Raw genomic sequence first — 22,555 nt, 5'->3', positions numbered from 1 at the left:
GTTACTAAGGTGCCTTGAAATCCCGCCGGTTGGCAAGACTGGGTACGCGGGTACGTGCCTCTTGTACACGCGCCATGTCCAGCGTGAACGGATAAATGCCCGGCGCGGTGCCCGCATCCAGCANCACCTCGCCCCACGGGGCAACAACCAGCGAATGGCCGTAGGTGTCGCGGGNCTTGTGGCTGTCGCTGGCATGGGTGCCGGTCTGCGCGGGGGCTAACACGAAACACCCTGTCTCGATCGCGCGGGCCCGCAGCAGCATGTGCCAATGCGCGGCACCGGTCACGGGCGAAAACGCGGCGGGCATNGTCAGGATCGTGGCCCCCGCATCCGCCAGCGCCTGATAGAGCTTGGGGAAGCGCATGTCATAGCAGATGCTCATCCCGATTTTGGCGAAAGGCGTCTGCGCNACAACCGCCTGATCGCCGGGGCGGTAGCCCGCCGATTCGCGGTAGCTTTCGCCCGCGTCGATATCCACGTCGAACATATGGATCTTGTCGTAGCGGGCTTTGATCTGCCCCTGCGGATCNATCAGGAANGACCGNTTGGCAAAGCGCCCGTCCGCATCCCGCGTTTTCAGNCCAAGCGACCCGATCAGCAGCCAGATGCCCGCCTCTNGCGCCACATCCCGCAGGGCGGCGAGGGTGATGTCATCGTCTTCGTGCTGCAAAACGCTGCGCTGGTGGTCGCGGCTGGTCGAGACGCAGTTCGTGACCTCGGGCGTGAGGACAAACGCCGCCCCCTGCGCCGCGGCATCGCGCACCATCTCTACCGTGCCCGCCAGATTGCGGGCCGGTGTATCGCTGACGTTCAGCTGGATCAGCGCCGCCTGCATCAGGAGGCCAACAANGCGTCCAGCTTGCCCGCNCGCTCAAGCGCGTAAAGGTCATCACAGCCGCCGACATGGGTGTCGCCGATAAAGATCTGNGGNACNGTGCGTCCGCCATTGGCACGTTCGATCATCTCGGACTTACGCTCTGGCTGGGCAAGCACGTCGACCTCGGCAAAGCTCACGCCNTTTTCATTCAGCAGACGTTTGGCGGCATGGCAAAAGCCGCANAGCGGGGAGGTATAGATCTCAACAGGTTGCATGTTGATGTCCTTTCAACAAATGGGTTGGATCAAGACTTAAGTATCTTTTGCCACTCTTGCCAGTGTCACGACGCAGATTGGCCCTGCGCGTGCGTCCAGACAGGCCCNCGCCGACGCCTNCNATGTCGCGCCCNATGTCATCACGTCATCCACCAGCAGCACCGGACGGNCACGCAGCAGGTCGGCGCGGCGGGGATGGGCGGTGATCGCGCCATCCAGATGGGCNANGCGTTCNCGGCGTCCCTTCCCCTCTAGCGCGGCGGTGCGTCGGACGCGGCGCAGCGCGTCAGGACACCACCCAAGCTTGTGTTCACGGGCAAGCGCACGGGCCAGCAGGGCCGATTGGTTGAACCGCCGCTTCCACAGCCGCGCGTAATGCATCGGCACGGGCACCACCAAAGTGTCAGGCGTGACGAAGGGCGCGATCACCCGCGCCATCCAGTGTCCTGCGGGTTTGGCGATGTCCTGACGGTCGCCGTGTTTNANCGCCAGCACCAGCCGGCGGCCGGTATCTCGGTACAAAAGGGCTGCGCGCCCGTGNTCCCACGGCGGNGGCGCGGCAAGGCANGCGTCGCAGCGCACGTCTGTCTCGGACANATCGCCCAGCAAGGGNATACCGCAGGTTTCGCANACCACGCCGTCAATGAACCCCGTGTCGCGCCAGCACGGACCGCACAGCCCCCCATGTGCAGCCACCCACGCCCCGCACGCCAGACAGGACGGCGGGTAAATCAGCGCAACAGCGGTTTGTAACTGGTCTCGCATGATCTTATTATCCTTTCATGAACGCTTCACACACCCTGACCGATCGCGCGGCGCTGACCCGCAACCGCAGCCGCGCCTCCGATGACGCCCTGTTCCTGCACCGCGCCGCGCTTGAAGAGGTCGATGATCGGCTGTCGCTGGTTAACAGAACCTTTACGTCAGCAGCGATTGTCACNGGCTTCCCGCAGGTCTGGGGCGCGCTGCANCCNNNCGCGACGCTGGTGGAGGACACCGATACGCTTGCGCTGACCCANGGCGCNCATGATCTGGTGGTCCATGCGATGGGGATGCATTGGGCGAATGATCCGGTGGGTCAGATCATCCAGTCACGCCGTGCCCTGCAACCCGACGGGCTGTTTTTAAGCGTNGGTTTCGGCGGGCAGACCCTGCACGAGCTGCGCGCCTGTCTGGGTCAGGCCGAGGCGTCGATCACCGGTGGGCTGTCGCCGCGGATCGCCCCTATGGCCGANTTGCGCGATATCGGCGGGCTGCTGCAACGGGCGGGGCTTGCGCTGCCGGTGGCGGATTCCGTGACGCTGACGACAGAATACCGCGATATCTGGCACCTGATGCGCGACCTGCGCGCCATGGGAGAGGCCAACGCCCTGACCAGCCGCCTGCGCCGCNCCAGTGGCCGCGCGATCTTTGANGCGGCGGGGCAGCTTTACCGCGACCACTACGCCACGCCAGAGGGGCGCATCAAAGCAAGCTTTGAGCTGGTCTTTCTGGCGGGCTGGGCACCGGCGGACAGCCAGCCCAAACCCCTGCGACCCGGCTCTGCGCAGCAGCGCTTGGCCGATGCGCTGGCNACGGCAGAAACGCCGCTGCGCGATTGACGCGCGACCATAACCGTTTATCTCAGCGCTAAACGCAGAAAAGGAATGCCAGATGACGCAGCAGCGCCCAGCCCATGCACAGCCTGACCACCCCACCGTNCCCGCCCCCAAGGTGGGTATCCTGCTGGCGAACCTCGGCACGCCGGACAACTATGATTACTGGTCAATGCGCCGTTATCTATCGGAATTTCTGTCGGATCGCCGCGTGATCGACTATAGCCCGTGGAAATGGCAACCGCTGCTTCAGCTGGTGATCCTGTCGAAACGCCCCTTCACCAGCGGTGCCGCGTATAAGTCGATCTGGAACCACGAGGCGGGGGAAAGCCCGCTGATGACCATCACCAAACAGCAAACNGNGAAGATAAAAGACGCGATGCAGGCGCGGTATGGTGACGCAGTCATGGTCGATTACTGCATGCGCTACGGCAACCCGTCGACCCAATCCAAGGTGGCGGCGATGACCGCTGCGGGCTGCCAGAAGATCCTGTTTTTCCCGCTGTACCCGCAATACGCCGGTGCCACCTCTGCCACCGCGAATGACGCGTTTTTCGCNGCGCTCGCCAAAGAGAAATGGCANCCCGCCGCCCGCACGGTTGAACCCTATTTCGACCGCCCCGATTATATCGAAGCGCTCGCCACCTCGATCGAGAAGGCCTACGCCAAGATGGAGACAAAGCCCGACAAGCTGCTGTGTTCCTATCACGGTGTCCCGCTGCGCTATTTGATGGAGGGCGATCCCTATCACTGCCAATGCCAGAAAACGACGCGCCTGCTGAAGGAACGGCTGGGCTGGGACGACACCCAGATCATGACGACCTTCCAGTCGAAGTTCGGCCCCGAAGAATGGTTGCAGCCCTATACNGTGGAAGAGGTCGCGCGGCAGGCCGAAGCCGGTAACAAAAAGATCGCGGTCTGTGCCCCTGCCTTTTCAGCCGATTGCATCGAAACGCTGGAAGAGATCAACGAAGAGATCAAGGAAAGCTTTGAACACGCGGGCGGGGAGGAGTTTCACTATATCCCCTGNCTCAATGACGACGACTTGCACATCAAGGCGCTGTCCAATGTGATCGAGGAAAACCTGCAAGGCTGGATCGACTAATCCCCCCGCCGGTCGGACCTGAAAACAAAGAAAGCGCCTGTGGCTACAGGCGCTTTTCTTTTGTCCGCTTGTCATCTGANGCNAAACGGCAGACATAAAAAAAGGCGGTGTAGAACACCGCCTTTTTCTAACTGAAACTTCGACCGAATTAGTCGGAAGCAACTGCAGCAGCAACAACGGCCAGCAGCAGCAGAGGAATCAGGATGCCCGAGGAAGAAGAGGTGGACTCTTCAACGATGACGGGTGCTTCGATGATTGGCTCTGCCAGCGAACCNGCAAATGCATTCGATGCAGCAGCTGTCAGAGCAGCGGCGAGAACGAGTTTCTTCATAACATAACCTCCAGAAAAGGCGTACTTCACAGTGTGATAGCACGCGCCCAAGACTTACCTCGTAAAACTTTCTAAACAGCATCAGCGGGTAATTGCAAACCCGGATTCAGCTTTTGAGCACCACAATCGCTAAAAAGTTGTCAAATAAGCAACACTTGGGTNCCGACGTTCGCCATGCCAAAAAGTTCAGCAATATGTTCATTGTACAGGCCAATGCAGCCATTCGACGAACGACGCCCGATCTTGCGTGTGTCATGCGTGCCATGGATACGGTAGTACGTCCAGCTCAGGTACAGCGCGTGGGTGCCCAAGGGGTTGTCAGGGCCCGGCCCGATCACCGCTGGCCACTCTGGGTTGCGTTCCAGCATCGACGGGGTCGGACGCCATGTGGGGCCGACGACCTTCTGGATCACGCTGGTACGCCCACGGCGGGTCAGTTCCTCGGTCAGCGGTACGCTTGAGGGGTACAGCTTGTAGATCGACTGATCCTCNGACCAGTAATGCACCGCGCGGCTGTCGATATCGACAAGAATGGCCCCGTTCTTGGTGTNGCTNAAGTAAGGCTGCCAATCCAGCGTGCGGAAGCTGGAGGTGTTGCGACGCACNGNCTCGGTCAGATCNCGCTCCGTCTCCGTGGTCGCTTCGCTGTTNACGCTGCTTTGCGCCAGCGCAGGCGTTGCCAGCATCGCGGCGCTGCCAGCAAGGAAAGCACGGCGCGACGAAAGGGTAAATTTCTTATCAGACATCAGATGTCTCCTGAAGGTAGTTACAACCTAGTATAATACTGTCGTATATGGCTCGAAAGTCGCAGTTTCAAATCAAACAAGCGTTAACAGGCGCGCTCACGCTCATGTGCGTTTGATCTGCAACGCATCAAGCTGTATGGCACGACAAACCCAATTGCGTGGAGCTGCGCCATGATCCGTCTGTTTTCAATCCTTATTTCCCTGACCGTGGCGCTGGCGGCCTGTACCCCTGCACCGACCCCGCTTGCATCCGACGGTCGCCCCGGCCCNACCGTCTATAAGATCGGGCGCAACGATACCGGCAAGCTGCANTTCCGCATGCTTGATTCCGTGAACGCGCTGCGCGGTGCCTCNGGTCTGGCACCNGTTCAACTNGACGCACANCTGAACGCCGCCGCCGCGACCCATTCGCGGGATATGGCGGTGCAGAACCGCCCCTGGCACTTCGGGTCTGACGGGTCGTCCCCTGTCGATCGTATCCAACGTGTAGGATACACTGGCGCGCTGGTCGGCGAAGTCATCTCGGAAACCTACGAGACCGAGCTCGAAACACTTGCCGCNTGGATGGANAAACCNGACACCCGCCGCATCATCATGTCGAAGGACGCTTTGAACATGGGCTTTTCCTGGCATCAGGAAAACAACGGCAAGATCTGGTGGACCATGGTGATGGGGAAGTGACCGCCAAGGTCACCCCCGCTTTTANCTAGATATCAGGGGTTCAGTGCGATNGGGGTGTTATCCCCGACCATCGCATAGATCTCCTCCATCTCGTCGTTCGAGACAGAGATACATCCCCACGTCCAATCGGTGCGATTCTTGTCCTTGGCGGTCTTTTGACCGTGGATAAAGATATCGCCACCGGGGCTTTTGCCCAAAGCTTCCGCGCGGGCGCGGTCCATTTCATTGGGGTAGTTGATGCCGATCGACAGGTGGAANCGGCTGTTCGGATTGCGCCGGTCGATCATATAGATCCCTTCGGGCGTGCGCCCGTCACCTTCGTACACCTTGTGGCCCACAGGCGCGAACCCCAGTTTGATATCGTATGATTCCAGCACCTTGTCGTGGTGCATCAGATACATCCGGCGGTCGCCCTTGTTGACGATCACATAGGTGACCTGCGGCCCGTTGTACCGTTTGAATTTACTGCTGCTGCAGGCCCCAAGCGCGACCAGCGCGGTGCCACCCAGAATCAGGTTTCTGCGTTTCATGTTCACTATGCCTCGTTCCCGCGACCATTTCGGCCTTATGTGGATGCCCTATCATGTAGCAAATATCGATGCGGTCAAAAAGCCGTTACTGTCGGCTGTGCTCTGCCAGCTTCTTTTCGATCGCTTCCAGCTTTTCCATCACCTCAAGCCGGTAGGCATCGGTGCGCACGGTCTCTTCCTCGTTATGCGCATCCTGCATCGAGTTCACGATCAGACCCACCAGCAAGTTCACTACGGCGAAGGTCGTGACCAGAATAAACGGCACGAAGAAAACCCAGGCATAGGGGTAGACCTCCATCACCGGGCGGACGATCCCCATCGACCAGCTTTCCAGCGTCATGATCTGAAACAGGCTATAGGCGCTGGCGGGCAATGACCCGAACCATTCGGGGAACTGGTCGCTGAACAATTTGGTCGCGATGACGGACCCGATGTAAAAGATGATCGTCATCAGCAGGAACACCGACCCCATACCGGGCAACGCGGTGATAAACCCTTCGACAACGCGGCGCAGACGCGGGGCGACGGACAGCACCCGCAAAACCCGCAGGATACGCAGCGCCCGCAAGACAGACAGCCCCTGCACCGCGGGCACCAGCGCGATGGCAACGACCGTAAAGTCAAAGACATTCCACCCGTTGCGGAAGAACCCGACCCCGCGCGCAATGATCTTGAGCGTGATCTCGGCGATGAAAATAAACAGGCAGACGCGATCAAGGAATAGGATCAGCGTGCCGTATCTCTCCATCAGGGCGGGGGCTGTCTCCATCCCCAGCAAGGCGGCGTTGAACACGATCACACCGATGATGAAATTGCTGACGGCCCGCCCTTCGACCCATCTTCCCAGACGTTCCCGCATGTTTACCGTGCCCACCATAGATCTGCGTTATTTACGTTTGCGTTGTACTTCCGGCGCAGTGAACTGCGCTGCCAGCTCCACATGGGAGGACCAGCGGAATTGATCAACGACTTGCACCCAATTCAACGTATAACCGGCGGCAATCAGCACGGCGGCGTCCCGCGCGAAGGTGACGGGGTTACACGACACATAGGCCAGCACCGGCGGCATCGCTTTGACGATCTCGGCGATCTGGGCCTCGGCCCCCGCGCGCGGCGGGTCGATGACCACGGCGTCGGTCTTGGCCAGCTCGTCCGGCAGCAAGGGGCGGCGGAACAGATCGCGCGCCTCTGTCGTGACGGGTTTGAGCCCCGTCGACATGCGCCACCCGTGATCCAGCGCGGCGGTCATGGCGGCGTCACCCTCGACGGCGTGTACCTCTGCCTGATCGGCCAGGGGCAGGCTGAACGTGCCGCAGCCCGCAAACAGGTCAATCACATGGCGCGCCTCACCGACAGCCTCGCGGACGGCGGTGACCAGCGCCGCCTCTCCGTGCGGGGTGGCTTGCAGGAAGGCACCGGGCGGGGGTGTCACCTTGGCCGCACCGAAACGCTGTACGGGTGGCGTGCGCATCGCGATCACCTCGCCATCCCAGGTCAGCCGCGCCAGCCCCAGACTGTCGCACAGATGTGCCAGTTCTTGCCGCAAGGGGCCGTCCAGCTCTTTCCCGTTCTGGACCGAGATATCGAGCCCCCCGCGCGACGCGGTCACCGTTACAGCAAGGGCAGCCTTGCGGCTGGTGCCGATCACGGCAAGCTTTTCGGCAATCGGCAGAGCGCCCATCACCGCAGGGTCCAGCAACTGACACCCGGGAATTTCGATCACCACATCAGACCCGCGCCCGTGGAAACCGGCCATCGCGCCCTTTTTGGTACGTTTGGCGGCAAAGGTTGCCCGACGGCGCGATTGCGCGGGCGAGGTTTGCAGTGGCTTGAAAACAGTCTCTATCCCGTGGGCATCCAGCGACGCCTTGACCACGCCCAGCTTGAAATCCGCGACGTAGTCATCCGACGCATGCTGCAACTGGCAGCCGCCACAGGCCTTGAAGTGGCGACACGGCGCCGACACCCGGTTCTCCGACGGGGTGACGATACGGATGTCGGTCAGGGTCTGACCGTCAGGCGTGCCTGTCACCACCTCGCCCGGCAGGGTCATAGGAGCAAATAAAGGGCCGGGCGCAATGCCGTCGCCCAGGTGGCCAAGTCGCTGGATTGTATATTCTGTCATGCGCAGGGCTTACCGCGAAGCCGGGCGCAGCAAAAGCCTTATTCTGCGGCCTTCATATCCAAAAACCCGCCCGACTGCCGCCGCCAGTAGCGGGCATAAAGCCCGTCTTTGGCAAGCAGCGCATCATGGGTGCCGATCTCTACGATGCGGCCCGCGTCCATCACGGCGATGCGGTCCATCTCGGTCAGGGTCGACAGACGGTGGGCGATGGCCATCACGGTCTTGCCCTCCATCACGCGGGTCAGCGCGCTTTGGATCGCGGCTTCGACCTCGCTATCCAGCGCGCTTGTCGCTTCGTCCAATATCAGGATCGGCGCGTCCTTGAGGATCGCGCGGGCCAGCGCAATACGCTGACGTTGCCCGCCCGACAGCTTGACCCCCCGTTCCCCCAGATGCGCGTCATAGCCGCTGCGGCCCGTGTGATCCTGCATCTTCTCGATGAACTCATGCGCCTCGGCCTTACGTGCGGCGGCGATGACCTCTGCCTCTGTCGCGTCGGGCTTGCCATAGCGGATGTTGTCGAACGCCGACCGGTTGAACATCGCGGTCTCCTGAGTGACCATCCCGATCTGACGCCGCAAGCTTTGCTTGGTGACACCCGAGACATCCTGCCCATCAATTGAAATGTGACCCTGTTCCGCCGTATAGAGCCGCAGCAAAAGCGACACCAACGTCGATTTTCCCGCCCCCGATGCGCCGACGATGCCTAGCTTCTCCCCCGGTTTGATCGATAGGCTCAGCTCCTCGATACCGCCCGTATCGCGGCCATAGGTAAAGCGCAGCCCGTCAAAGCGGATAGCCCCTTCGTGCACCACCAGCTCTGCCGCGTTGTCTGCATCGCGCAGCTGCTGCGGCGCGGCCAGCGTGCGCATCCCGTCTTCAACCTCGCCCATATTCGCATAAAGCGCCATCAGCGTGAAACTGACCCAGCCCGTCATCTGCGCCAGCCGAANCGACACCGCCCCCGNCGCCGCAATATCNCCCGCCGTCACCAGACCCAGCGACCANTACCAAAGCGCNCCCCCCACCAGCAGCACCGGCAAAAANCCCGCNATCGTCATCAGCCAGAACCGGAAAGAGACGCTNACCCGCCCGAAATCGAGGCTCGTGTCCAGAAACTTGCGCATCGCCCCCAAGGCGGCGCGGTCCTCGTGATCGGCATGGGCGAAGAGCTTGACNGTNTTGATGTTGGTGATCGTATCGACCACCTGCCCCGTCACCATCGCGCGCGCNCCTGCCCGCGCTTTNGAATGTTTNCGGACCCGCGGCATGAAGTGGCGGATCAGGAAGACATAGCCGACCATCCAAAGCACCAGCCCCGCAGCGATGCGCCANTCNACCGTGCCAAGCAGCATCACCGCGCCGACAAAGGACGCGGCGGCGAAGAGCACCGTATGCAGCACCTCGGTCACGACATCGGTCAGCGCGCGGCTGGTCTGCATTTCCTTCTGCGAAATCCGGCCCGCGAAATCATTGTCGAAAAACGTGACCGCCTGCCCCAGCGTGTAGCGATGCAAGCGCGACAGCACGAGGTTGAACACATTCGGCGCGACCACGATCGACTGCATATACGAACTGACGCCGAACAGCGCNGGACGCAGCAGCAAAAAGAACGCCAGCCCCGCCAAGAGCAGCCCCGTATGATCCGAGAATACGGCCCCNGCCTCGGCGGCAAGCGCCGCATCCACNACCCACCCAAGAACCAAGGCNGCCATCACCTCTATCACGCCGGCGAAAATCGACAGCACCCCGGCAACCCCAAGTGCAGGGCCGCTGCCCTTCAACGCCCAACGAAAAAAGGCCGCCAGACGGCGCGGCGGCTCTGTCGTGGCGGGGGAAAACGGGTCGATCCATGTCAAAGGCATTACGATGTCGGCTCTTCTGTGCGAAGGAACCCGCCGGATTGCCGGTTCCAGAAATCTGCATATAGCCCGCCTTGTNCCAAAAGCACCTCATGCGTGCCCTCTTCGACGATACGGCCCCCGTCCATGACCANAATACGGTCCATTTCAGCGATGGTGGACAGGCGATGCGCGATGGCGATGACGGTCTTGCCCTCCATCATGCCGTACAGGGTCTGCTGGATCGCGGCCTCTACCTCGCTATCAAGCGCGCTCGTCGCTTCGTCCAGCAAAAGGATCGGCGCGTTCTTGAGGATGACCCGCGCCAGCGCGATGCGTTGCCGCTGCCCTCCCGACAGTTTCACNCCCCGCTCGCCAACCTGCGCGTCATAGCCGGACCGCCCGCCCTGATCGTTCAANTCCTGAATAAAATCATGTGCTTGGGCCTGTTTCGCTGCGGCAATCACCTCTGCCTCCGTCGCGGTGGGACGNCCGTANAGGATATTTTCGCGGATCGACCGATGCAGCAAGGCATTGTCCTGCTGCACCATCCCGATCGCCTGCCGCAGGCTGTCCTGCCGGACGGTGGTGATATCCTGCCCGTCAATCAGAATNCGTCCGCCTTCGGGGTCGTAAAACCGCAGCANCAGCTTGACCAAGGTCGATTTGCCCGCGCCCGACCGCCCGATCAGGCCGATCTTTTCCCCCGGCTGCACGGTGATATCCACNTGATCCAACCCGCCCGAACCACGGCCATAATGATGGGTCAGCCCGCGCATCTCCACCCGCCCGTCGGTCAGGGCCAGCGGCTTGGCATCGCTGTCGTCAACCAAGGTGATGGGCTGCGCAATCGTTTCTAGCCCCTCGGCCACGACGCCAAGCTGCTGGAAGAACGTCGAAAGCGCCCACATGATCCAGGCGGTCATGGAGTTCAACCGCAGCGTCAGCGCCGTCGCAGCCGTCACCACGCCCACCGTCGCGTTGCCGGTTGACCANAGATAGAACGCCCAGCCTACGACCCCGACGATTANCAAACCGTTCAAGCTGACCAGACAGATATCCATGATGGTGAATATCCGCATTTCCTTTTGAAAAGTGACGCGCGCNTTCTCGATGGCNCCCTTGGCATATTCAATCTCGCGGTCATGGTGNGCNAACATCTTGACCGAATGAATNTTGCTGTAACTGTCGACCACGCGGCCTGTCACCTCTGAGCGGGCATCCGACGCCGCCTGCGACGCAACCGCCACACGCTTGATCGTCCATTGGGTCAGCACAGCATAAAGCGCGAACCACGCGACCAAGGGGATCAGCAGCTGCCAGTCCGACGTGGTTAACAAAATCGCTGCNCCGATGAGATAGGCCAGCGCATANGAAATCGCGTCAAAGACCTGAAACACGACCTCCCCCGCAGCGGGGGGCGTTTGCATGATGCGGTTGGCGATGCGCCCGGCAAAGTCATCCTCGAACCAGCCGACCGATTGCCGCANCACCTGCCGGTGNCCGCGCCAACGGAAAAGNGTGCCGTAATTTGGCAACACAGCGTTGTTCAGCAGTAACACATGAACCGCNTGCACAGCNGGNCGCGCGATCAGGATAAGCAGCGCGACGACGATAAACTCCGCCCCATAGCTNCGCCATACCTCGGCCGGGCTGCCGTCCATCAGATCGACAAGACGGCCCATATAGTAGATCAGCCCGATCTCGATCGCCGCGACCACAACGGAAAGCACACCCGTGACCCAGAACACCGTTTTGAACGGCGCGCTGTAGTTGCGGAAAAAGGGCCACAGCCGCGTGGGCGGCGTGTCTAGCTCGGCGTAGTCCGCATAGGGATCGACAAGATTTTCGAAAAATCGAAACATAATTCACCTGTGGGGCGCGTGTTCGCCGCCACTATAGAAAGAGCAGCGCCGAAAAGACCACAGGTTGCGTCAGCTTTCTGGCATGTCCAACAAACTGTCCCGCGTCGCCGCAAACCCCGAAGCGATCCAGAGCGCCTTAAGCTCGGCCATCCGCCTTCCCAAAGCAGGTCCGGTGTATTCCGGCATCAAATCAGCGGCTTGAACGGGAAATACGGCAGCTTCGGCCTGCGCGATACTATCAAGCACAGCCGCATCGGGTGGCGTTTCAGACAGGCAGGCGCGCAGCACAACAACCGCGCGCGCCATATCGCCGCCGTCGGTATGGGCAATCGCGGCCACCGTCTCTGCGCCATATGCCGCCTCTTTCAGCCGATGCAGGTATTTCGCGTCTGCCTTGCTCAACCTCAGGCGCTGATCGGTATCCTCACCGCCAAGTGCTGCCAGCCGCCTGCGCCAGTCCACAGACATCTGCAACAGCTGTTCGAAATGCACGACCATCCCGAGCCAGCGGTCATCGCTCCCCGGCAGAATTGCCCCCAAGACGCCGGTTTGGCGCATCGCCGCGACCGCTGGCGCAGGGTCCGGCGCGGTTAACAGCTTCGTAAGCTCTGCCCCGATCCGCTCTGCCGACAGGCTTTCCAACCCGTCTGTATGCGCTGCAATCGCGGCCAAAGCCTCCGGATCGAAGCCCTCGACCGGGTCCGCATACCACGCGCAAAACCGGAAATAGCGCAAAGTGCGCAGGTAATCTTCGCGGATACGTTGGGCGGCATCCTCGATAAACCTCACCCGCCGCGCGCGCAAATCAACAAGACCTTCAAGCGGGTCGATCACCCGCCCCTGCGCATCCGCGTAAAGCGCGTTCATCGTAAAATCACGGCGCAACGCATCGTCGAGGATACTGTCCGAAAAAGCGACAACCGCACGTCGCCCGTCCGTTTCCACGTCCCGGCGGAAGGTCGTCACCTCGAACCCCTTACCGCCGCTGACCACGGTGACAGTTCCATGTTCCACGCCCGTCGGTACGGCTTTCAGCCCAGCGCGCGCGGCAAGAGCCATGACACGCTCGGGCAATGCATTGGTCGACATGTCGACATCGCTATCCGCCACGCCCAAAAGCGCGTTCCGCACACAGCCCCCGACAAAATAGATCGCATGCCCGCCGTCCGTCACCGCATCGCATACGGCTTGGGCATCGGGGTCGGAAAGCCAGCGCGTGCTGGCAGGAAGGGTCACATCATACGTTCTGTCCATGCCCGCAACATACGCGCGGTTGCCCCCCAAATGTAATAGGGACCATAAGGAACCGTGTAATAATACCGTCGCTGCCCCTGCCACCGGCGCGACTGGACCACGTAATTTTCGGCGTTGAGCACATGATCAAGTGGAACGGTAAAGACTTCCTCAACTTCGCCAGGCTCGGGGATAATTTCGAAGTCTTTTTTCACGAAGGCAATGACGGGCGTCACCAGAAAGTTGGTAACTGTCTCATGTGCGGGCAGCGTACCCAAGACGTCGACCAGATCCGAGGGCAGGCCGATTTCTTCCCGCGCCTCGCGTAGAGCTGCGGCAACAACATCCGCATCACCGCCATCCTGCTTGCCGCCCGGGAAGGCGATTTGCCCCGGATGGTGCTTTAGCGCGGACGACCGTTTGGTCAGGATAAGTTCCAACCGCCCGCCCCGTTCAACGATCGGGGCCAGAACGCCAGCTGGCCGCAATGTCCGATTCGCCGGTGGCGTAGACCCTTTGTTAAGGTCAAAATCGGAAGACGTGACACCAGTTTGCGCCAGCGCCTTCCGAAAATGGGCGAGCTGATCAGCTGCCACTGTTGTCTTCTGCCTCGAACCCGACTGTTTTCGGATCCAGATCATAATGCGCACCACAGAACTGGCAGTCGGCCGTGACGCGGCCGTCGTCTGTCGTCATCGTTTCGATATCCCCCGCCGAATAGATCGACAGGCTTTGCCGCACACGATCTTCGGAGCAAGTGCAGCCAAAGCGGACCGCCTGCGCGTCGAATACGCGCGGCATCTCCTCGTGAAATAGACGTTTCAAAAGATCTGTCGGCGGCAGGCTCGGCCCAATCAGTTCAAGCTCGTCTACCGTATCCAGCAAGACGTTGACGCGGTGCCAGTTATCCCCCTCTTCACCGTCGACCAGATCAGTGGCTTGCAGCACCTCGCCGCTGCCTTCCCCTTGCGCGGCAAAGGGCGAGGCTTTGGGCATATGTTGCAGCATAACACCGCCGGCGCGCCAATGCTCATCCTCCCCCGGGGAGGTGGATTTGCCAAAGCTCAGCTCAAACCGTGTGGGCAGCTGTTCGGACTGCGCGAAATACGCCTCTGCACATTCGGACAGCGATTTACCGGTAAGCGGCGTAATCCCCTGATAGGGGGTCATCCCGTTGCCCTGATCGATCATAATGGCAAAATACCCCTCGCCCACTTGATCAAAGGCCGGCCCATCGGTGATCCGGTCGGCATCATAACTAGCGTAAGCACGGATGCGCGCGGGTTCACCATCATCCGTCGGGCCGTAGTAGTCTGTCGCAATCATGCGCACGGGCCCTTTGGATTGGACCTGCAGTTGCAATTTCCAACGCAGTTTAATGGTTTGCCCGATCAGCGCCGTAAGCAAGGCCATTTCGGCGACCAACGCCTCTACCTTTTCGGGATAGTCATGCTGACGCAAAATCCCTTCCAGCACGCCATCCAGACGCGCGACGCGCCCCCGAATATCAGAGGCATCGAGTTGAAAGGGTAGAACGGTGTCGTCCCACGCGATTTTGTTTCCTTGGGTCATTTGACTTTCCTTACCGGCAGACGGTTGGCATACCGCGTCTATATAAGGGCAACAAGCCGTGCGAAAAGGGGGAGTCATATGATGCGACGCGTTGGGGAACCGCCCATTCCGGGAAAAACATACACGTCGCGTCCCGGAGCCTATGCGATTTTGCCCCTCAAGGGCCGCTTTTTGATGACCGCCCAGCTTAGGCCACATGTTGATATTCAGTTGCCAGGCGGTGGCATTGACCCCGGTGAATCGCCTCTCCAAACGCTCCACCGCGAGGTGATGGAAGAGATTGGCTGGACCATTGCGCGCCCTCGGCGGTTGGGCGCATTCCGACGATACGTCTATATGCCGGAGTATAACATCTGGGCAGAGAAAATTTGCCATGTCTATGTCGCCCATCCCGTCCGTCATATTGCCCCCCCGATAGAGCCTGACCACGCAACAGTTGTTCTGTCGGGGGAAGAGGCCGTTTCGGTGCTAGGCAACGATGGGGATCGGCACTTTCTTGAACGGTTTCTGGCGGCAAGGTCCTGAAATTCGAAGCAGATGCCGGAAACATCATCAGGAAAGTCAGCCGTCCCCGCATGATCTTCTAGCCTCGACGTGAGCGCGTCAAAGAAAAGCGGCCCCCTGATGGGGTGCAGATCATGTAGAACCTGATTTAAACCATTATCGTCCAGCATTTGCCCAATCGGGTCAGGACATTCGGTCACCCCGTCGGAAAGCACGATCAGACGATCGCCAGGGTAAAGCTGGCTCGCGACTGTTTCATATTGCGCATCGGCAATCAGCCCTACGGGCAGCCCGCCTCTCCCGAAGTTTTCCAACCTGCTGTTGCGTCGCTGAATAAAGGGGTGCGGGTGGCCGGCCTGGGTTGCCCTGATCCTGCCGGTATCAAGTTCAATTTCCGCCAAAAAAAGTGTGAAATACTGCTCCGATTCCATGTCAGAGAGCACTAGGCTGTTCAGCTCGGCGATTACTTGGTCGGGCGGGCGCATTTTATACGTCCCGTCAGATTGGCGTGCCAACGCCAGGTTTTGCTCCGGTGCGACGGCGGAAAAAATACCGGCCAATCGGGCGGCCATCAGGGCCGAGCTCACCCCGTGGCCGGACACATCTAGCCCGTAGATCCCGATGCTATTTCCCGCTGTGAAATATCCCACCAGATCGCCCCCTACATGCCCGCTAGACCTGAGCATCAAAGACACGGCACCCGCATCGAAGGCGCAAAACGGTTCCTGCAAAAGGGATTTCTGAAACTTTCGCGCCTCGTCTAGGTCCCGATCCAATGCGTCATGTACGTTTTGCAACGCGTCCAGAGCTTCACTAATGACACGGTTTTTCGACGATAATTCACGCTGCATCGTCAAAATGCGTTCGCCGGCCATAATTCGCGCGCGTAGCTCGTCAACGTTGACTGGCTTGCTGACAAAATCGTCCGCACCGCTGTCCAACCCTTTAACCACCTCGGATTTATCAGATTTTGCCGTCAGTAAAATGAAGTACCCGTAGCTGCCCTTCGAAAGTTTGCGAAACGCCTCGCAAAATTGCAGCCCCGACATACCTGGCATAATCCAGTCGCTGATGATCAGATCTGGTAGATTTTGTTCGCAGACCGCCAATGCTTCTTCAGCAGAGGCCGCTTCCTGCACATCGAATCCCCATCGCGACAACGTCGCCATCAAGATTCGCCGCTGCAGCGCGCTATCGTCGACAACCATAGCTGTTTTGATCGCGCGAAACCGCTGCGGCGTGTTTGGNCGGGCTATTTNTTCAATCTTGNTCTGCAACATNCANAANCTTTCGNCAACTTCNCCCCGAGCCTAGCCAACGACNGATTAAGATTCGGTGAAGCCNAAAAGTTTTTAAGTGATGATCGCCCTGCACGCTTTGTTAAGAATTTTGCCCCACATTGGNCGGAGAAAGAGGGCGAATCAGTGATTGACTGGGAACAGGTCGCGACCTTGCANNCCGCTGTTGGGCGCGACGACTTCAGCACAATTATGTGCGTNTTTTTTAAGGAGGTGGAAGAAGCCAATGCTCAGCTAACGATGGGCGTAACGACCGATCAGTTTCGCGATATACTTCACTTTGTGAAGGGCAGCGCATTAAGCGTGGGGTTTGTCGAATTGTCAGAACAATGCGCGCAGGCCGAAGGCGACTTTACCGGCAGCCATCAAATCACATCTATTTGGAAGGAGATCCTTACCAGCTATGAAAAATCGAAAGAACATTTCCTATCGAACACGGAGACCTGCATTANGCCTATAGGACAAATTGAGCCAAGGTTTCGTNATTCGTGATGTCCGTATAGGTAAATCCTGCGTCCTTCAGTTGCGCCAAGAACGGCCCAAAACTTTCAGGGCTGCGTGTTTCAATTCCGATCAGGACAGAGCCGAAGTTTCGCGCAGACTTCTTCAGGTATTCAAACCGACAGATGTCATCGTCCGGGCCGAGAATGCTCAAGAATTCTTTCAGCGCACCAGGGCGCTGCGGCATCCGCAGAATAAAATATTTCTTGACGCCGGAGTACCGCTGCGCCCGCTCTTTCACCTCTGGCAGACGCTCAAAATCGAAGTTTCCGCCGGATGCTACGCATACAACGGTCTTGCCCTTGATCTGGTCAGCTACTTCGCCCAGCGCCTCAATAGAAAGGGCACCAGCAGGTTCTAATACGATGCCTTCAACATTCAGCATTTCGATGATCGTGACGCAGATGCGGTCTTCGGCCAGATGGATCACATCACTCTCTGCGACACGATCCAACCGTGCAAAGTTACGTTGGCCAATTTTTGCGACCGCGGCCCCATCGACGAAACTATTGATAGGAGACACATCCACCGGTGCACCCGCGGCCAAAGCTTTGGCCAAACTAGGGGCCCCTTCAGGTTCAACAAAGCTATATCGGCATGCATTTTGAAAATAGCTGTAAACGCCGGACGAAAGACCGCCGCCACCAACGGGAAGCAGAATGTGGTCGGGCACGCGCCCTAACTGCTCCTCTATTTCAACCGCAACGGAGGCTTGCCCCTCTATGACATCTTCATCATCGAAAGGAGACAGAAAATGCGCGCCCTCTTCCACGCAATACTGCTGCGCCGCGGCGAGCGTTTTGTCAAAGTAATCGCCGATCAAGCGAACCTCGACCTGAAGCCCACCGAACATCTTGGTTTTCTGAATTTTCTGTTGAGGCGTCGTGACGGGCATGAAAATCACACCTTTCACACCGAAATGACTGCACATAAATGCAACACCTTGGGCGTGGTTGCCCGCNCTTGCNCAAACGAAAACAGACTTCTCGGGGATCACTTTGCGCATCGCGTTGAACGCCCCGCGCAACTTATATGATCTAACGGGGCTTAGGTCTTCGCGTTTCAACCATATGTCAGCGTCATATTTTTCTGACAGATGTTCGTTGCGCATCAAGGGGGTGGCGGGAAACACCTCTCGCATCTGTTGCGCTGCGCTGCGTGCTGCAGTTTTAAACATATCTGTCATCTCATCGACCTTCCCGTTGAATACTTGTCGATACGATTCCCAGGTGACGCGGTCAACGCAGCCTTCAATCTTGCTCACGCCTTGAAAAACAGGTACTTCGCGGTGCAAACCGAAAAGGAAACATCATGTCCGCGCCCAAAAAAGTTGTGCTCGCCTATTCTGGTGGGCTTGATACCTCGATCATCCTGAAATGGCTGCAAACCGAATATGGTTGCGAGGTGGTTACCTTTACCGCTGACCTCGGCCAAGGCGAAGAGCTTGAGCCCGCCCGCGCCAAAGCTGAAATGATGGGCGCATCCGAGATTTACGTGGAAGACGTGCGTGAAGAATTCGTGCGCGATTTCGTCTTCCCCATGTTCCGCGCCAATGCGGTCTANGAAGGCCTATANCTGTTGGGCACCTCCATCGCGCGCCCTCTGATTTCCAAGCGCCTTGTTGAAATCGCCGCCGAAACCGGCGCCGACGCCGTTGCGCATGGCGCGACAGGCAAGGGCAACGATCAGGTTCGNTTCGAATTGGCGGCCTATGCGTTGAACCCCGACATCAAGGTGATCGCGCCATGGCGAGAATGGGACCTGTCCAGCCGGACTAAATTGATCGAATTTGCCGAAAAACATCAGATCCCCGTGGCGAAGGACAAACGTGGCGAAGCGCCGTTTAGCGTGGANGCGAACCTGCTGCACACCTCTTCGGAAGGCAAAGTGCTGGAGGATCCGGCCGTGGACGCGCCCGACTATGTGTACCAGCGCACGGTCTCGCCAGAGCAAGCACCAGATACGCCCGAGTATGTGGAGATCGGGTTTGAACGTGGCGATGCGGTAAGCATCAACGGTGAAGCCATGTCGCCCGCGACACTTCTGGCTAAATTGAACGAACTTGGCGGCAAACATGGCTGCGGGCGCCTTGACCTTGTCGAGGGTCGTTTTGTNGGNATGAAATCCCGCGGTATTTACGAAACGCCGGGCGGCACCTTGTTGCTTGAAGCACACCGCGGGATCGAATCAATCACCCTNGACCGTGGNGCGATGCACCTGAAGGACGAGCTGATGCCGCGCTATGCGGAGCTGATNTANAACGGNTTCTGGTACAGCCCCGAGCGCACCATGCTGCAAGCGGCNATTGATGCCTCGCAAACCCATGTAACCGGTACAGTTCGACTGAAATTGTACAAAGGCCACGTGCGTACAGTCGGNCGCTGGTCGGATCATTCGCTGTATTCCGAAGCCCACGTGACATTTGAAGATGACGCTGGTGCCTATGATCAAAAAGACGCGGCGGGCTTCATTCAGCTGAACGCNCTGCGTCTCAAGCTCTTGGCCGCACGCGANAAGCGCCTCAAAGGGTAAACANAAAAGGCCCGGACAGGGGGATATTCTGTCCGGGCCTTCTTTTGGGTTAGAACGGTTTACTCTGCAGTAATAACCGTCATCACCAATTTNCCNTCTGGCTTGATCGGGCCGTCTTCTTTGGCNCCCAATGTGTATTCAAAGCCGCCGGTTTTCATGCCGCCCTCTTCGGAGTGGACCATGAGCATCAACATATCGCCGGATTTCACTTCTTCTTGCAGAATGGCGGCAACGTCGACGTTTTCACCCGCACGCAGAGGCGCGTAGCCGACAACGGGGCCGGGTTTCATCTCGGCATCTGTGCGGTGAACGACCATCCAGCCGTTTTCAGTTGCCATCACCTTATCGGCGCTGACCACACCGTTGGATACATCTTGATCCATCGCTTCGACCATCGCGTTGCTGTGTGCGGCGGCGAAGGCTGTACCCGTGGCAAGCGTGAGAGCCAGAGCGGTTGCTGTAAACATCTTCATGTTAAATCTCCTTGTTGCGTGGTTCTTCCTGATAATTCACGCAACATGAGATGATTTAGTTTCGATAAATCGNANATTTTTACNCGAAATCACCTAAGCCGTTGATCATAAAGCTTTTGATAATGTGGAAGNGCTTTGGCACACAGCGCTTCTGCGGCAGGTTCAAGCCTGGGCAACGGCCCCTCCNCCCCTGCGAAACCGGTGCTTTTGTGCACGGCACCATACCAATGTGATGCCCAGATGCCATCTTCGGCACGTGGGCCCGCCGCCCAGGATAGCATTGCCGGATCGAAGGGCAGGTTGATGGCATCACACAGCTTGCGCAACATGCCTTCGGGGTTCGCGCGAATATCAGCGGAATCGATGACCAGCCCACCGATTTGATCGTACAGCGCGGTCTGTTGGCCATAGCCGATATCATTAAAATTCGGCGCTTCCCGTTTCGCGGTATAGCTCGCGATCACGCGGGCGGGGTGGCGTATCAGGTGGACATGCACGCAGCCCTCTGCCCAACCCATCGGAAACCCGTCAATCATATGATGGGGCATGTGTTTCATGTAGCGATGCGTCGTGCCCGGCTCTGCGCAGCGCGCCGCGACGCTCGAGGGGTCACATTCATGGCCCGCGATAATTTCATCTTTCATCGGATGATCGGCGCCGGTGGCCTTAAGATACGGCGCATAGAACGGTTCATCCATCGCGGTGAAATCNGCNCGGTTNCCGAAGCTATACATCATCGCCGTGCTCAGATTGCGCGGGCCGGACCACATTGCGATACGCATCAGNCACATTCCTTTGCNATCAGGTCTTTGTACAANCCGCGCAGCTTTTTTGTTACCGGCCCCATGTCGCCNGTGCCAATCTGACGGCCNTCGATCATCGCGACNGGTGTTTGCGCCCCGAATGTGCCGGTCAAGAACGCCTCGTCAGCACCATAGGTGTCGACCAATGAATAATTCCTTTCGAAACACGGGATATCATTGGCGCGACACAGGTCGATCACCTTCTGACGGGTGATTCCATTCATGCAGTAATCGCCGGTGCTGGTCCAAACCTCCCCTTTGCGGACGATGAAAAAGTTACAGGCGTTGGTTGTATTCACGAAACCGTTAATATCCAGCATCAGCCCTTCGTCGGCACCCGCTTTTTCCGCGGCAATACACGCGAGAATACAGTTCAATTTGGAATGACTATTTAGCTTTGGGTCCTGCGTCATCGGCAGCCCGCGCAGATGCGGTACTGTCGCCAGCCGGATCGGGCGCGGCATATTCGGGCGCGAGTGTTCCATAATGATCGTGATGGTAGGGCCCGATTGCGACAGCGACGGGTGCTGGAAGGGCCGCGTTTTTGGCCCCCGTGTGATCATCAGACGCGCGTGGGCATCGGTGGTCATGCCATTGGCTTTTTGCGTTTCTAACAAGGCCAAAATCAGGGCGTCGCGCGTCATCCCGATGTCAAGGTCAATGGCTTTGGACGCCTCGAACAGGCGGTCAAGGTGATCGTCCAGAAAGGCCCATGTACCATCATACAGCCGCAACCCTTCCCAGATGCCGTCGCCCAGCATGAAACCGCTGTCATAGACGCTGACCACGGCCTGTGCCTTGGGGACAATCTGACCGTTTAAATAGATCAAAGTGTCTTCATTGCGGGCATCTTCTTCGGCTTGGTGCGTGGTGACGTGGGTTTGCATCAAATTGCTCCTTCTTTGGGGCTGACGCTAAGAACTTCGTGCCGCGGGGCCAAGGGTGAAACCGACATCACTTGGCTGTGACATCACAGGCACCTGAGTTGCGTCGCGCAGGCATTGCGGTCACCGTCAGGCAAAATAAAGGAGAGTATTCCATGGGATTTGCCACAAATATGCGCATGATCGCGTTAAGCGCTGCCATTGGTCTGGGCCTTGCAGCACAGGCGACAACCGCAAAAGCCGCCGGAACAGAGACGCTTTTGGTCGCGGGCGGCTGCTTTTGGTGCGTTGAAGCGGACTTTGAAAGCGTTAAGGGTGTGAAAGAGGTCGTATCGGGTTTTGCGGGCGGAAGCGTCAAAAACCCCACCTATAAACAGGGCGTCGCCGGCGGCACCGGACACTATGAAGCAGCGCAGATCCAGTATGATCCGGCGGTGGTATCTGCGGACCAGCTGCTGTCGATGTTCTTCCGGTCGGTTGATCCAACGGACGCGGGCGGGCAATTCTGCGACCGCGGCGATAGCTACCGCACCGCGATTTTTGCCGACGGTAATGGGCAGAAGGCCGCTGCAGAAAAGGCCAAGGCCGATGCGCAGGCCGCTTTGGGCAAGACCGTCGTAACCCCGATCTTGGGCAAAGCCGCGTTCTCCCCCGCCGATGCCTACCATCAGGATTACTACAAAAGCGACGAACGTCTGGCCTTTACCAGCGTCGGCTTGGGCGTGAAGAAATCCGTCGCCTACAAGCGCTATCGCAACGGCTGCGGGCGCGACCAGCGCGTGAAACAACTTTGGGGCAACGCTGCGCCCTTTGCGAAATAACGTTAACCCCGCGTTAATCGCGA

Annotated in this window: 24 protein-coding genes and 1 pseudogene; 7 read left to right on the top strand and 18 right to left on the bottom strand. The window is 58.8% G+C overall.

Annotated elements, in window-relative coordinates; all coding sequences use genetic code 11:
* Window positions 1-4: 4 nt before the first annotated feature.
* From CBB63_RS00635 to CBB63_RS00625, 3 genes are all read right to left on the bottom strand, one after another.
* Window positions 5-835: a carbon-nitrogen hydrolase family protein gene (locus CBB63_RS00635; protein ID WP_286697763.1), complete on the bottom strand. Its 831-nt coding sequence runs from the start codon at window positions 833-835 to the stop codon at window positions 5-7.
* Complete coding sequence (gene grxC, locus CBB63_RS00630) at window positions 835-1,092, bottom strand: glutaredoxin 3 (RefSeq protein WP_286697762.1); 258 nt, start codon at window positions 1,090-1,092, stop codon at window positions 835-837. The genes CBB63_RS00635 and grxC overlap by 1 nt, the downstream gene beginning before the upstream one ends.
* Window positions 1,093-1,128: 36 nt before the next feature.
* A complete protein-coding gene (locus CBB63_RS00625) occupies window positions 1,129-1,857 on the bottom strand; it encodes a ComF family protein (protein WP_286697761.1) in 729 nt (242 codons plus the stop codon).
* 17 nt (window positions 1,858-1,874) lie between these two features.
* On the opposite strand from CBB63_RS00625, the gene CBB63_RS00620 reads away from it, so the two are divergent.
* Window positions 1,875-2,693, top strand: coding sequence for a methyltransferase domain-containing protein (locus tag CBB63_RS00620; RefSeq protein WP_286697760.1), 819 nt, complete (start codon window positions 1,875-1,877; stop codon window positions 2,691-2,693).
* A gap of 52 nt (window positions 2,694-2,745) precedes the next feature.
* Complete coding sequence (gene hemH / locus CBB63_RS00615) at window positions 2,746-3,792, top strand: ferrochelatase (RefSeq protein WP_286697759.1); 1,047 nt, start codon at window positions 2,746-2,748, stop codon at window positions 3,790-3,792.
* A gap of 148 nt (window positions 3,793-3,940) precedes the next feature.
* Here the strand turns inward: hemH and CBB63_RS00610 are convergent, their stop codons facing one another.
* Window positions 3,941-4,123, bottom strand: coding sequence for a hypothetical protein (locus CBB63_RS00610; protein ID WP_005850832.1), 183 nt, complete (start codon window positions 4,121-4,123; stop codon window positions 3,941-3,943).
* A 140-nt stretch (window positions 4,124-4,263) separates the two neighbouring features.
* The gene (locus CBB63_RS00605; RefSeq protein WP_286697758.1) at window positions 4,264-4,869 is read right to left on the bottom strand and encodes a L,D-transpeptidase; all 606 of its coding nucleotides are present in this window, start codon (window positions 4,867-4,869) and stop codon (window positions 4,264-4,266) included.
* A 171-nt stretch (window positions 4,870-5,040) separates the two neighbouring features.
* Here CBB63_RS00605 and dalA point away from each other — a divergent pair, with 171 nt between their 5' ends.
* Window positions 5,041-5,550 carry a divisome-associated lipoprotein DalA gene (gene dalA, locus CBB63_RS00600; RefSeq protein WP_286697757.1) on the top strand — a complete coding sequence of 170 codons (510 nt, stop codon included), beginning with the start codon at window positions 5,041-5,043 and terminating at the stop codon, window positions 5,548-5,550.
* Window positions 5,551-5,582: 32 nt separating this feature from the next.
* On the opposite strand, the gene CBB63_RS00595 is transcribed toward dalA, so the two are convergent.
* The 8 genes from CBB63_RS00595 to hslO all read right to left on the bottom strand — a co-directional run bounded on the left by CBB63_RS00595 (window position 5,583) and on the right by hslO (window position 14,716).
* A complete protein-coding gene (locus CBB63_RS00595; protein WP_005850826.1) occupies window positions 5,583-6,080 on the bottom strand; it encodes a L,D-transpeptidase family protein in 498 nt (165 codons plus the stop codon).
* Between the two features lie 85 nt (window positions 6,081-6,165).
* Window positions 6,166-6,957, bottom strand: coding sequence for an ion transporter (locus tag CBB63_RS00590; RefSeq protein ID WP_009825739.1), 792 nt, complete (start codon window positions 6,955-6,957; stop codon window positions 6,166-6,168).
* A 9-nt stretch (window positions 6,958-6,966) separates the two neighbouring features.
* Window positions 6,967-8,205, bottom strand: coding sequence for a class I SAM-dependent RNA methyltransferase (locus CBB63_RS00585; protein ID WP_005850822.1), 1,239 nt, complete (start codon window positions 8,203-8,205; stop codon window positions 6,967-6,969).
* Between the two features lie 38 nt (window positions 8,206-8,243).
* Window positions 8,244-10,070, bottom strand: coding sequence for an ABC transporter ATP-binding protein (locus CBB63_RS00580; RefSeq protein ID WP_286697756.1), 1,827 nt, complete (start codon window positions 10,068-10,070; stop codon window positions 8,244-8,246).
* Window positions 10,070-11,911: an ABC transporter ATP-binding protein gene (locus CBB63_RS00575; protein WP_286697755.1), complete on the bottom strand. Its 1,842-nt coding sequence runs from the start codon at window positions 11,909-11,911 to the stop codon at window positions 10,070-10,072. Before CBB63_RS00575 ends, CBB63_RS00580 begins: the two co-directional genes overlap by 1 nt.
* Window positions 11,912-11,980: 69 nt before the next feature.
* The gene (locus CBB63_RS00570; RefSeq protein ID WP_286697754.1) at window positions 11,981-13,165 is read right to left on the bottom strand and encodes a CCA tRNA nucleotidyltransferase; all 1,185 of its coding nucleotides are present in this window, start codon (window positions 13,163-13,165) and stop codon (window positions 11,981-11,983) included.
* Entirely contained in the window at window positions 13,144-13,740 is a 597-nt protein-coding gene (locus CBB63_RS00565) for a CoA pyrophosphatase (protein ID WP_009825734.1), read from the bottom strand. Before CBB63_RS00565 ends, CBB63_RS00570 begins: the two co-directional genes overlap by 22 nt.
* On the bottom strand, window positions 13,730-14,716 hold the full coding sequence (gene hslO / locus CBB63_RS00560) for an Hsp33 family molecular chaperone HslO (protein WP_009825733.1): 987 nt from the start codon (window positions 14,714-14,716) through the stop codon (window positions 13,730-13,732). The genes CBB63_RS00565 and hslO overlap by 11 nt, the downstream gene beginning before the upstream one ends.
* Before the next feature lie 78 nt (window positions 14,717-14,794).
* Between hslO and CBB63_RS00555 the strand changes: the two genes are divergently transcribed.
* The gene (locus tag CBB63_RS00555; protein ID WP_009825732.1) at window positions 14,795-15,241 is read left to right on the top strand and encodes an NUDIX hydrolase; all 447 of its coding nucleotides are present in this window, start codon (window positions 14,795-14,797) and stop codon (window positions 15,239-15,241) included.
* An 11-nt stretch (window positions 15,242-15,252) separates the two neighbouring features.
* On the opposite strand, the pseudogene CBB63_RS00550 reads toward CBB63_RS00555, so the two are convergent.
* Window positions 15,253-16,428 (bottom strand): annotated as a pseudogene (locus CBB63_RS00550) (SpoIIE family protein phosphatase); the annotation flags it as partial.
* A 282-nt stretch (window positions 16,429-16,710) separates the two neighbouring features.
* Here CBB63_RS00550 and CBB63_RS00545 point away from each other — a divergent pair.
* Window positions 16,711-17,010: an Hpt domain-containing protein gene (locus CBB63_RS00545; protein ID WP_286697806.1), complete on the top strand. Its 300-nt coding sequence runs from the start codon at window positions 16,711-16,713 to the stop codon at window positions 17,008-17,010.
* Here the strand turns inward: CBB63_RS00545 and ilvA are convergent.
* On the bottom strand, window positions 16,973-18,205 hold the full coding sequence (ilvA, locus tag CBB63_RS00540) for a threonine ammonia-lyase IlvA (protein ID WP_286697753.1): 1,233 nt from the start codon (window positions 18,203-18,205) through the stop codon (window positions 16,973-16,975). The two genes, CBB63_RS00545 and ilvA, sit on opposite strands and share 38 nt — an antisense overlap.
* Before the next feature lie 125 nt (window positions 18,206-18,330).
* Between ilvA and CBB63_RS00535 the strand changes: the two genes are divergently transcribed.
* Window positions 18,331-19,551, top strand: a complete 1,221-nt coding sequence (locus CBB63_RS00535) for an argininosuccinate synthase (protein WP_286697752.1) — start codon at window positions 18,331-18,333, stop codon at window positions 19,549-19,551.
* A 59-nt stretch (window positions 19,552-19,610) separates the two neighbouring features.
* Here the strand turns inward: CBB63_RS00535 and CBB63_RS00530 are convergent, their stop codons facing one another.
* The 3 genes from CBB63_RS00530 to CBB63_RS00520 form a co-directional block, all read right to left on the bottom strand.
* Window positions 19,611-20,024: a DUF7282 domain-containing protein gene (locus CBB63_RS00530; RefSeq protein ID WP_286697751.1), complete on the bottom strand. Its 414-nt coding sequence runs from the start codon at window positions 20,022-20,024 to the stop codon at window positions 19,611-19,613.
* A gap of 89 nt (window positions 20,025-20,113) precedes the next feature.
* Window positions 20,114-20,806 (bottom strand): sulfotransferase-like domain-containing protein, encoded by a 693-nt coding sequence (locus tag CBB63_RS00525; protein WP_286697750.1) that lies wholly within the window; start codon window positions 20,804-20,806, stop codon window positions 20,114-20,116.
* A complete protein-coding gene (locus tag CBB63_RS00520; protein ID WP_286697749.1) occupies window positions 20,806-21,714 on the bottom strand; it encodes a D-amino acid aminotransferase in 909 nt (302 codons plus the stop codon). Before CBB63_RS00520 ends, CBB63_RS00525 begins: the two co-directional genes overlap by 1 nt.
* Before the next feature lie 152 nt (window positions 21,715-21,866).
* On the opposite strand from CBB63_RS00520, the gene msrA reads away from it, so the two are divergent.
* Complete coding sequence (msrA, locus tag CBB63_RS00515) at window positions 21,867-22,532, top strand: peptide-methionine (S)-S-oxide reductase MsrA (protein ID WP_286697748.1); 666 nt, start codon at window positions 21,867-21,869, stop codon at window positions 22,530-22,532.
* Window positions 22,533-22,555 lie beyond the last annotated feature (23 nt).

Source organism: Sulfitobacter sp. TMED3, from assembly GCF_002167505.1.
Taxonomy (GTDB): Bacteria; Pseudomonadota; Alphaproteobacteria; order Rhodobacterales; family Rhodobacteraceae; genus Sulfitobacter; species Sulfitobacter pontiacus.
Note: the sequence above shows the minus strand (reverse complement) of the source record. Positions and strands in the feature narration are given on the sequence as shown.